Annotated in this window: 12 protein-coding genes; 10 read left to right on the top strand and 2 right to left on the bottom strand. The window is 66.1% G+C overall.

Translation table 11 applies throughout. The annotated features are described in order from the left end of the window. Positions 1-30 precede the first annotated feature (30 nt). Positions 31-327, top strand: coding sequence for a hypothetical protein (locus AC1DFU_RS12265; protein WP_441592958.1), 297 nt, complete (start codon positions 31-33; stop codon positions 325-327). 24 nt (positions 328-351) lie between these two features. Here AC1DFU_RS12265 and AC1DFU_RS12260 read toward each other — a convergent pair whose 3' ends face one another. Then, positions 352-1446, bottom strand: a complete 1095-nt coding sequence (locus AC1DFU_RS12260) for an acyltransferase family protein (RefSeq protein ID WP_092300711.1) — start codon at positions 1444-1446, stop codon at positions 352-354. 126 nt (positions 1447-1572) lie between these two features. Between AC1DFU_RS12260 and AC1DFU_RS12255 the strand changes: the two genes are divergently transcribed. From AC1DFU_RS12255 to AC1DFU_RS12245, 3 genes are all read left to right on the top strand, one after another. Beyond that, positions 1573-2076 carry a hypothetical protein gene (locus tag AC1DFU_RS12255; RefSeq protein WP_441592957.1) on the top strand — a complete coding sequence of 168 codons (504 nt, stop codon included), beginning with the start codon at positions 1573-1575 and terminating at the stop codon, positions 2074-2076. A gap of 107 nt (positions 2077-2183) precedes the next feature. Continuing rightward, positions 2184-3095 carry an amino acid ABC transporter substrate-binding protein gene (locus tag AC1DFU_RS12250; protein WP_441592955.1) on the top strand — a complete coding sequence of 304 codons (912 nt, stop codon included), beginning with the start codon at positions 2184-2186 and terminating at the stop codon, positions 3093-3095. Between the two features lie 175 nt (positions 3096-3270). Next, entirely contained in the window at positions 3271-3549 is a 279-nt protein-coding gene (locus AC1DFU_RS12245; RefSeq protein WP_092300721.1) for an amino acid ABC transporter permease, read from the top strand. Between the two features lie 86 nt (positions 3550-3635). Here AC1DFU_RS12245 and AC1DFU_RS12240 read toward each other — a convergent pair whose 3' ends face one another. Then, entirely contained in the window at positions 3636-4571 is a 936-nt protein-coding gene (locus tag AC1DFU_RS12240) for a hypothetical protein (RefSeq protein ID WP_477159861.1), read from the bottom strand. 329 nt (positions 4572-4900) lie between these two features. Between AC1DFU_RS12240 and AC1DFU_RS12235 the strand changes: the two genes are divergently transcribed. The 6 genes from AC1DFU_RS12235 to AC1DFU_RS12210 all read left to right on the top strand — a co-directional run. Beyond that, positions 4901-6637, top strand: coding sequence for a glycosyltransferase family 39 protein (locus AC1DFU_RS12235; RefSeq protein WP_092300726.1), 1737 nt, complete (start codon positions 4901-4903; stop codon positions 6635-6637). Continuing rightward, positions 6634-7005 carry a DMT family transporter gene (locus tag AC1DFU_RS12230; protein WP_092300729.1) on the top strand — a complete coding sequence of 124 codons (372 nt, stop codon included), beginning with the start codon at positions 6634-6636 and terminating at the stop codon, positions 7003-7005. The genes AC1DFU_RS12235 and AC1DFU_RS12230 overlap by 4 nt, the downstream gene beginning before the upstream one ends. Before the next feature lie 37 nt (positions 7006-7042). Next, positions 7043-8218 (top strand): DegT/DnrJ/EryC1/StrS family aminotransferase, encoded by a 1176-nt coding sequence (locus tag AC1DFU_RS12225; RefSeq protein ID WP_092300732.1) that lies wholly within the window; start codon positions 7043-7045, stop codon positions 8216-8218. Then, entirely contained in the window at positions 8197-9201 is a 1005-nt protein-coding gene (locus tag AC1DFU_RS12220) for a glycosyltransferase (protein WP_092300735.1), read from the top strand. Before AC1DFU_RS12225 ends, AC1DFU_RS12220 begins: the two co-directional genes overlap by 22 nt. Continuing rightward, positions 9189-10133 carry a formyltransferase gene (locus AC1DFU_RS12215; protein ID WP_441592951.1) on the top strand — a complete coding sequence of 315 codons (945 nt, stop codon included), beginning with the start codon at positions 9189-9191 and terminating at the stop codon, positions 10131-10133. Before AC1DFU_RS12220 ends, AC1DFU_RS12215 begins: the two co-directional genes overlap by 13 nt. Then, positions 10130-10569, top strand: a 440-nt coding sequence (locus tag AC1DFU_RS12210; protein WP_441592950.1) for a bifunctional UDP-4-keto-pentose/UDP-xylose synthase, incomplete at its 3' end; no start/stop codon positions are given. The genes AC1DFU_RS12215 and AC1DFU_RS12210, both read left to right, overlap by 4 nt.

Here is a 10569-nt window from a genome sequence, read left to right as displayed (position 1 = left end):
GACGGGGCCAGCCACAGCATGGAGAACATCATGAAACTACTATCCGCCTTAGCGGCAGTCGCCGCATCCCTCAGCGTGTTGGCGCCTGTGGCGGCGCATGCCGCGGGGACATCGGCCAGCCCGCTGCCCGCCTCCTGCGTGACGGTGTCGGCGCAGGCCGGCGAGGCCCAGCGGGCACCCGGGCCGCGCGTGCGGTGCGTGCTGCCGTCCGGCAAGGTGTCGGGCATGGTGCCCGTGGGAGGGATGTCGCACGGGGCGCCCGCGGACTGGCGCCGGGTCATCGAGGACCCGGCCGCCCGCAAGGCGCTGGTGCCGACATACAGCTGAGAGCGCTAAGGCGCTAAGGCCAGATCAGGCCTCGGAAGTGACCGACTTGTCACGCGCCGGCCAGATCGCCTCGCGCAACACATGGAGGACATCGACCGATTCCACATAGCGATGGAACACCGCCCCGGCCAGATTGCTGGCGACCCAGGCGGCCCCCATGCCCAGTGCGTTGAGCACGGGCTGCCCCGGCGCCAGGTGCGAGACCGCCGCATTGACCACCAGGCAAACCGGAAAGTGGACCAGGAAGACCGAATAGGAAATCTTGCCGAAATAGGCCGAGAGATCCGCCAGACGGCCGCCGGGCCAGCGCTCCAGCCAGTCCCCGCGCCGGGAGATGGCCAGTAGCAGCGCCGTGGCCAGCGCCACCGCGATGCGCAGCCGGAAGTCCACCACCAGCGCCGCCACGCCCAGCGAGGCCAGCAGGATCAGCGCCATCGGCGAGCGCCCCGGGTTCGACACCCAGTAGGCCAGCGTGCCCATGCCATAGGCACCAAAGAAATAGATCGCCCAGATATCCCAGCTGGCGTCGCGGTTGAACCAGAACAGCGACGCCACGGCCAGCGCACCCACCAGCGCCATGCCCCACGGCAGGCGCCGACGCGGCGCCGCGCGCGCCACCCACAGCACCATCACGAGCAAGGCGAACAGTTGCAGGTCGATGGCGATATACCAGACGCCGGCGGACAGCGCGTCCACATCGAGAATGTTGTGCAGCAGGAGCAGATGCGCGACGAACTGCGCCAAGTGCGGGGCGGCCGGAATGGAGTCATGCGTCATCCAGGTGCGCGCCAGCGCAGCCCCGGCAATCGCCACGAGAATGGCAACGGCAAACGGCACCACCAGCTTCTGATAACGGCGCCAGATGGTCCCCAGCGGATTCGCGGCCGTCAGAATCCCGCCCGGCGCCAGGCTGCGCGCGGCCAGGAAACCACTGACAACAAGAAAGACCTGCACGGCAATGCGCGCATAGTCGGCCAGCCAGCCAATCAGCCCCGGGGCAAGGGCGTGCGCGGCATCGGACATCGGCCCGTAGAAGGCCAGATGGTGCAACACGATCAGCTGTGAGCTGACCGCCTTCAGCGCGTCAATGCACGCCAAACGAGAAGGACGGGTGCCCATTTGTTATGAGAACGATACAAAGGTGCGGGATTGTACCTTGTTGGTGCAGGGACGGATGGGGGTCAAAGGTTACGGATGTAACAAGGATAGGTGGGATGGCGCGCCGGCCACGATGAAAGTCAAACCATGCCCAATTCTTGGGCGCGTCTGATAGACCTCTCAGACAATGCGCGGGTAGAACGTCTGCTGGTTCAACCCTATCGGCTTCTTGGCACGACGCCGACGCCACGGGAAATCATCGAACTTCTGGATCTCGAAGGAACTGCCCGGCGCATCGAAATAAGGAGTTTATGTATTGTGCAAAAGATATGGAATTACAGGTTCGTTATTAAAATAATCGCTGGCATCATTCTCGCCTTCATCGTCGTTATTATGCCTGCAGATATCTGGGACGCATGGACTGTCCCTCATGAATACCCCTTTGGAGAGGAAGGCCCAGCCGCTTCGATGTGGGCTTATCGGTCCCAGCAGAATTATCTGATATCAAGCATCTCACTCTGGACCACCAGCACCCTCGCCCTCTGGTCCCTGCTTGCCAGGCGCACCCGCATGCGGACCCGCATCCTGCGCGCGCTCCCCTTTGCCGTGGTCTGGGCGCTGATGGCCTATGACGGCTCCCGGTTGACCTAGCGCGGCCCGTTCCCCAAAACCGGGCATTTGCTTATGACGAGAATATCCTTCCTGCGCCGCAGGCCCGGGGTATACCCTTGCCGCTTTCGTCAGCACCCTCGGATCCCATGTCGCCGTTTGCCTCGTTTTCGTCCCTGCAACGCCTGATTGCCGCTGCTGCCCTGCTCGCCGGGGTAGTGGCGCCTGCTCTCGCCCATGCCGATAGCCCGGTTCTCAACAAGATTCGCGAGACGGGCACGATTACGCTCGGCTATCGGGAATCGGCGTTGCCGTTCTCGTTTGCCGACGACAAGGGCCAGCCGGCCGGGTATGCGGTGGATCTCTGCCTGCGTGCCGCCGAGGCCGCCCGCGTCAAGGCCGGGTTGAAGGAGATCAAGGTGCGCTGGCTGCCGCTGACGCCGCAGAACCGCATTCCGGCCGTCGTCAATGGGCTGGTCGACCTCGATTGCGCGCCCAATACCAATACGCTGGAGCGCCAGAAGCAGGTGGCGTTCAGCGTTTCGCACTATGTATCCACGGTGCGGATGCTGGTACGGGCCGATTCGGGTATCAAGTCGCTCGAGGATCTGCGTGGCAAGACCGTGGTGACCAGCGCCGGCTCCACCGGCGACCGCCACGTGCGACGCCTGAAGGCCGACTATGGCTATCGGGACGTCTACGCCAAGGATCATGGCGAGTCGTTCCTGCTGCTGGAGACGGGCCGCGCCCAGGCCTTCGTCATGGACGATGTGCTGCTGGCCGGGCTGCGCGCCAAGTCGAAGGATCCGTCGCAGTTCGTGATTGTCGGCCCGGCGCTGTCGGTGGAGCAGAACGCGCTGATGATGTCCAAGGCGGACCCGGAGTGGAAGCGGCTGGTCGATCAGGCGCTGGCGGGCACCTTCGCCACGCCGGACGTCGTCGCGCTGCAAAAGCGCTGGTTCCAGCAGCCGATTGGCACGCGTGGCACCAACCTCGCGCTGGCGCCCTCCGCCGAGGTCACACAGGCCTGGAAGCACCCCTCTGACGCCGTGACCGAATAAGCACTTTTCGGCATCCATCTCGGGGCGGCACGCGGCTGCCGCCCCCGGAAAACCCCTGAGTTGACGGCTTCACCGGCCTTGGACACACTGGCCCGAGCGGGCTGACATGCTGTTTACTGGCCGGTAAGCCCGCACAACGCGAACCGCCGGAAGGCGGCACCACTCAGGAGATCCCATGAACAAGATCATCGCCACCGCAGTTGCGCTGGGCCTGGCTACCGCCTCCGTGGCGGCCATTGCACAGGACAAGAAGCAGTTCGACCCGTACTCGCAAGGCGCGAAGTCCGGCGAGAAATTCGACACCTACAGCCAGGGTGCGAAGTCCGGCGACAAGTTCGACCCGTACAGCCAGGGCGCGAACAAGAGCACCCGTGCGGATCTGGTGGATCAGTCGGGCCAGCCGAAGAAGGACAAGACCAAGAAGACCACCAAGAAGCCCACGCAGGGCAACTGATTGGCCGCTGGCCGGTCACGGATCTTCCCGTGCGGAAACAGACCCCCCAAGACATTGGGGGGTTTTTTATTGGCCGGATGCGGGTGTCAGCGCTCCGCCGGGGCCTCGGGGTCCAGCATTTCCAGCCCGGTCACGTCCACGCGCTGGACCTTGTTGTTCTGGCGGACTTCGGTGCGCAGCACGAAGGCCTCCATCGGGCAGTACCAGTCGGTGACGTGCAGCACGCTCGGCTCCAACTGCAGGATCTCGTCGCCCACCATCAACGGGCCCAGCGAGGTGCGCTTCTCATAAGTGATGGGCATGCACTCCTTGCGTCCCATCACGGTATTGATCATCTGGCGTCGCCCCACCATGCGGGAGCCGACGATGATCGACGCATGCAGGGCCTGCATCGTGCCCACCACCTCGTCGGCGCCGAGCGGATAGATCTTCAGCGAGACGCTCGACTGGAAGGTCTCGCCCTCGAGCATCGCCCCCTCCTTGATCTCCACGCCGGCATAGTTGAAAACGCCGCTACCCGTAAACGACGCCTCGCCGAACATCMGCGCATATCGGGCCCGGGCGTTGATCACCGCGTTGCGGCTGTCGATGCGCGTGCGCATGGTGGCGCTGCTGCGGTCGATATTGATCTCGTGCACCTGGTCCATCACCACCGGGGGGCCCATCAGCGCCGACAGCGCCGACTTGGAGCGCACTTCGAGCTGGGCGCTGCAGCCGCGCGCCGTGCGCATCACCTCGCGCAGCGTCATGGTGATCGACATCGGCATCTCGCCGTCGCCTTCCATCTGCACGCGGGAGCCGGAGCGGAACCACGGGGCGTCGCACAAGGCTGCACCGGCCGGCATGGGCACGGGGGACATGCCGGCCACGGGCGCGGCGTCGGCGGCCGGGGCGGCCGGGGCGGCCGGGGCGGTCTGAGCGATCTGGGCGATTTCGGCAGCCGGCTCCGATGCCTGTGAATGTGCTCCATTCGCCACTGCGAGCAGGCTGAAACAGAGACCGGACATCAGGGCCGTTTTCATCGTAGTTTCCTGAGGATTCGACAAACCGGCCTGCCGGGACTGATCGTGGCGCGGTGCAGCCGCCAGTATTACGCGAATCCGGCACATGGGGAATCCTGGCCGGCGGCGGCACCGGCGCGTCGTGCTAACATTGCGCGCCAATTTGGCGACCGGACGGGGGAGCAAATCGGCCATGGCCGGTCGTTCCAGGGGAACCCCTGCCCTTCCGCGAGGTTCTCACCGCGGCGGGGAATGCGTGTCCACCGAATCCGGCCCTGCGGCGTTGTGTGGTGTCTGCTGCACAACCGGGACCACATCGCTTCCGGTTCGCCGGCCATTTCAGGAGAGTTATGCGTAGTTCCACGCCCTCGCGCTATGCCGGGCTACCCGTCGGCATGATTGCCCTGGTCGTCATCGCAATCCTGCTGGTCTGGTTCGGCACGCTCGACTTCCGGCACCTGCTGAAGCCGGACGAAGGCCGCTACGCGGAAATCTCGCGCGAGATGTTCGCCAGCGGCGACTGGGTGACCATCCACTACAACGCCCTGAAGTACTTCGAGAAGCCCCCGTTCCATATGTGGGTCACCACGCTGGCCTACGAGGCTTTCGGCGTGGGCGACTGGCAGGCGCGGCTGTGCGTGGCGCTCTCGGGCATCCTCGGGCTGGGCGTCACGGTGCTCGCCGCCACGCGCTGGTTCGGCGCGCGTGCCGGCCTGCTGGCCGGGCTGGCCCTGCTGGCGGCGCCGATGTGGAGCATCGCCGGCCACTTCAACGCCCTCGACATGACGCTGTCCGGCGCGCTCGCGTGCGTGCTGGCCTGCATGATGCTTGCCCAGCATCCGGACGCCACGCCCGCCGCCCGGCGCGGCTGGATGCTGGCCTGCTGGGTCGCCATGGGCGTCGCCATCCTGACCAAGGGTTTGGTCGGCATCGCGCTGCCGGGCCTGGTCCTCGTGGTTTACTCGCTGATCACGCGCGATCTGGCGCTGTGGCGGCGCCTGCATCTGGTGTCCGGCATCGTCGTCATGCTGATCGTCACGGTGCCGTGGTTCTGGCTGATTTCCTCGCGCAACCCCGAATTCCCCCATTTCTTCTTTATCCACGAGCACTGGGACCGCTATACGTCCACCGTGCATGCGCGCAAGGGCACGCCGTTCTACTTCGTGCCGCTGCTGCTGCTGGGCTTCCTGCCGTGGCTGGGCCTGACGCCGCGCATGTGGACCGCCGTGCGCGAGCGCGCCGGGGCCGCGCGCGGGGCCGGCGGCAAGCCGTTCCAGCCCGCGCTGATGGCACTGATCTGGGCCGTGGCGATTTTCGTCTTCTTCAGCATGTCCGGCTCCAAACTGCCCGGTTACATCGTGCCGATCTTCCCCGCGCTGGCGATGCTGGCCGGCGTGGCGCTGGACGACATCACCGAGCGCTCCTGGCAACGCCAGGTCAACGCGCTGATGGCGCTGGCCGTGGTGGGCCTGCTGGCCACGCCGTATGTGGCCACGCTGCATCGCCCGTCCAATCCAAACGAGGTCTTCCGCACGTTTGCCGTGTACACGGGCGTCGCGTTTGCCGTACTCTTGGGCGGCACGATACTGGCGCGCAAGCTGTTGCAGTCAAGGGGCCTGTTCCCCAGCATCACGGCGTGTGCGCTGGCGATGTTCCTGACCTGCACCATCGGCCTGATGGGCCATGAAGTGATGGGCCGGCGGGCGTCCGGCGTGGATCTGGTGCCCGCCATCCGTGCCGTGCTGAAAGACGATATGCCCCTGTACGGCGTGCGGGTACTCGACCATACCCTGCCGTTCTACCTGGGACATCCGCTGACGATGGTGGAGGAGCCCGATGAGCTTGAATTTGGCGTGCAGCAGGCCCCGGACCAGTGGATTCCCACACTGGACCAGTTCATCGCGCGCTGGCGCGACGGCCAGCCCGCGCTGGGCATCATGGACCCGAGCCTCTACGACGAGCTGTCGGCACGGCAGGTCCCGATGCATGTGGTGGCGCGCGATAGCCGGCGCGTCGTGGTCAGCAACTTTCCGCCGTCCGGTGCCCCGGCACCGGCAGGCACTCCGGAACCCAAGCCCGCGTCATGACGCTTTCGACTTTCGCTTTCATCCTGACCGGCGTGATGCTCAACGCCGCCGCGCAGTTGCTGCTCAAGGCCGGCACCAATGCCGTGGGCGCCATCACGCTGGACCGCGCCACGCTGTTCACCACCGCGTTCCGCGTGCTGACGCAATGGCCGGTGATCGGCGGCCTGACGCTGTACGTGGTCAGCGTGGCGGTGTGGATCGTCGGGCTGTCGCGCGTGGACGTGTCCATCGCCTACCCCATGCTGTCGCTGGGCTACGTGGTCAACGCGCTGGCGGCGTGGTGGCTGTTCGGCGAGATGATTGGTCCCTTGCGCGTAGCCGGCATCCTGCTGATACTGGCCGGAGTCTTCCTGATTGCACGATCCTGAGCGTACGCGCCTGAGCCCCCGTGCCCCACAAAGAACCATGACCGTTACCGCAGCCCAGCCCTTCCTGCCGTTCGTGCGGCCCGAGATCGACACCGAGACCATTGCCGAGGTCGGCAAGGTGCTTGCTTCCGGATGGATCACTTCCGGCCCGAAGATGCAGGCGTTTGAAGCGGCGCTGTCCGATGTGTTCGGCGGCCGGCCGGTGCGGACGTTCGCCAACGGCTCCGCCACGATGGAGATCGCGCTGCGCGTGGCCAATATCGGCCCGGGCGACGAAGTCATCACCACGCCGATCACCTGGGTGGCCACGGCCAACGTGGTCCTCGCGGTGGGCGCCCGCCCGGTGTTCGTCGATATCGACCCGCGCACCCGCAACCTCGACCTGGACGCCGTCGAGGCCGCCATCACGCCGCGCACGCGGGCGATCATGCCGGTCTACCTGTCCGGCCTGCCCGTGGACATGGACCGGCTCTACGCCATCGCGGACAAGCACCAGCTGCGCGTGATCGAGGACGCCGCCCAGGCCATCGATTCCCGCTGGCGCGGCCAGCGCATCGGCGCGTTCGGCGACCTGGCCAGCTTCAGCTTCCAGGCGAACAAGAACATCACCACCATCGAAGGCGGCTGCCTCGTGCTGAACTCGCCCGAGGAAGCCCTGCGTGCCGAGCGCCTGCGCCTGCAAGGCGTGATCCGCACCGGCATGGACGGCATGGACGTGGAAGAACCCGGCGGCAAGTTCAACCTGACCGACGTCAACGCCGCCATCGGGCTGGCGCAGCTGCCGAAGCTGGACGCCATCACCGCCAAGCGCGCCGCGCTGGCCGAGACCTACTTCCGCTGCGCCGCCGACACGGGGCTGGCCGATCTCGGCATCGAGCTGCCGCTGCCGCTGGACCCCGCCGGCGCCACCACCAACTGGCACATGTTCCAGGTGGTGCTGCCCACGGACCGCCTGCGCGGCGGCCCGGCGGAAGCGCGCCGCCACGTGATGGAGGCGCTGCGCGAGCAAGGCATCGGCACGGGTGTCCACTATCCGCCCATCCACCTGTTTACCCACTACCGCTCACTCGGCTGGCGCGAAGGCATGCTGCCCCACGCCGAGCGCATCGGACGCGGCATCGTCACGCTGCCGCTGTTTCCTGCCATGCATGCCACCGACGTGGAGCGGGTATGCGCAACTCTCAGCGAAACATGCAAACGCCTTTCTCTCTAAGCCCCGTCGAGGTCTCGGTCGTCGTCCCCGTCTACAACGAGGAGGACGGCCTGCAGGCGCTGTTCGATCGCCTTTATCCGGCGATGGATGCCATGGGCGAGTCGTACGAGCTGATCTTCATCAATGACGGCAGCCATGACCGCTCCCCGCAGATCCTGGCAGCGCAGTTCCACAAGCGTCCGGACGTCACGCGCGTGGTGCTGTTCAACGGCAACTTTGGCCAGCACATGGCCATCCTGGCCGGGTTCGAGCACACGCGCGGGCGCATCGTCATCACGCTGGACGCGGACCTGCAGAACCCGCCCGAGGAAATCCCGCGCCTGGTGGCCGCCATGCGCCAGGGCCATGACTACGTGGGCACGATTCGCCGCCAGCGCAACGACACGGCGTTCCGGCGCTATGCGTCGCGCGCGATGAACCAGCTGCGCGAGCGCATCACCAAGATCAAGATGACGGACCAGGGCTGCATGCTGCGCGCCTATGACCGCAACATCATCGACACGATCAACGCCTGCCGCGAGGTGAACACCTTCATCCCGGCGCTGGCGTACACGTTCTCGTCCAATCCGGTCGAGATCGAGGTCGGCCACGAGCAGCGCTTCGCGGGGGAGTCGAAGTATTCGCTCTACCAGCTGATCCGCCTCAACTTCGACCTCGTTACCGGCTTCTCGATCGTGCCGCTGCAGTGGTTCTCGGCGATTGGCACGCTGCTGTCGATCTCCTCGGCGGGCCTGTTCGTCGTGCTGCTGATTCGGCGCTTCCTGCTCGGCTCGGAAGTGCAGGGGGTGTTCACCCTGTTCGCCCTGAACTTCTTCCTGGTCGGCATCATGCTGTTCGGCATCGGCCTGCTTGGCGAATACGTGGGCCGGATCTACCAGGAAGTGCGCGACCGCCCGCGCTACCGCATCCAGGCCGTGCTCGAGCGTGACCCGCTCCGGACGCCGTCGGACCAGACCGCCGTGGAGGAATCGTGCGCGCGGTAGTCTTCGCCTACCACAACGTTGGCGACCGCTGCCTGCGCGTGCTGCACGCGCGGGGCGTGGACGTGGCGTTGGTGATCACCCATCGTGACCGGCCCGACGAGAACATCTGGTTCCGCCGCGTGGCCGATACCGCCGTGGAGCTGGGCATCCCCTTCCTGCACGGCGAAGATCCGACCGACCCGGCACTGGCCGAGGCCGTGCGCGCCGCCCGGCCCGATGTCATCTTCTCGTTCTACTACCGGGCGATGATTCCGGCCGAGGTGCTGGCCATCGCGCCGCAGGGCGCATTCAACATGCATGGCTCGCTGCTGCCGAAGTATCGCGGCCGCGTGCCGGTGAACTGGGCGGTGATCCACGGCGAGACCGAGACCGGCGCCACGCTGCACGCGATGGAAGCCAAGCCGGACGCCGGCTATATCGTCGACCAGACCGCCGTGCCGATCCTGCCCGACGACACCGCCGGCGAGGTCTTTGAGAAAGTCACCGTCGCCGCCGAGCAGACGCTCTGGCGCGCCCTGCCGGCCATGATGAGCGGCCATACGCCCAAGCGTCCCAATCGGCTGGCCGATGGCAGCTACTTCTCGGGCCGCAAGCCCGAGGACGGTCGCATCGACTGGCACCAGCCGGCCTCCGCCGTCTACAACCTGATTCGCGCGGTGGCGCCGCCCTACCCGGGCGCGTTCACCGAGCTGGACGGCCATCGCCTGATCGTGGCCGCCGCGCGCCGTATCCCTGCCCTGCCATCGGTCCCGCTGCAGCCCCAGGGGCTGCGCGTGATCGATGACCGCATCGTCGCCGTCTGCGGCGACGGCGGCATGCTGCATGTCCGTACGCTGCTGGAAGGCGCCTCCGCCGATCACGCCGCGCCGGTTACCGTTTCTGCCCTTCAATCCATCATCGCAACTGCACAGTCCAGAGAGGAAAACCGATGAAAAAGGTCCTGATTCTTGGTGTCAACGGCTTCATCGGCCATCACCTCACGCGCCGCATCCTGGAGACCACCGACTGGGAGGTCTACGGCATGGACATGGCCTCCGACCGCCTCGGCGACCTGGTGAGCCATCCGCGCATGCACTTCTTCGAAGGTGACATCACCATCAACAAGGAGTGGATCGAGTACAACATCCGCAAGTGCGACGTGGTGCTGCCGCTGGTGGCCATCGCCACCCCGGCCACCTACGTGCGTCACCCGCTGCGCGTGTTCGAGCTCGATTTCGAGGCCAACCTGCCGATGGTCCGCGCGGCCGTGAAGTACAAGAAGCACCTGGTGTTCCCGTCGACCTCCGAGGTCTACGGCATGTGCGCCGACGATGAGTTCGACCCGGAAGCGTCCCCGCTGGTCTACGGCCCGATCAACAAGCCGCGCTG

It is taken from the genome of Cupriavidus sp. 10L45, assembly GCF_056395225.1.
The sequence above is the reverse complement of the archived record's forward strand: the minus strand, read 5'-3'. Positions and strand labels throughout refer to the sequence as shown.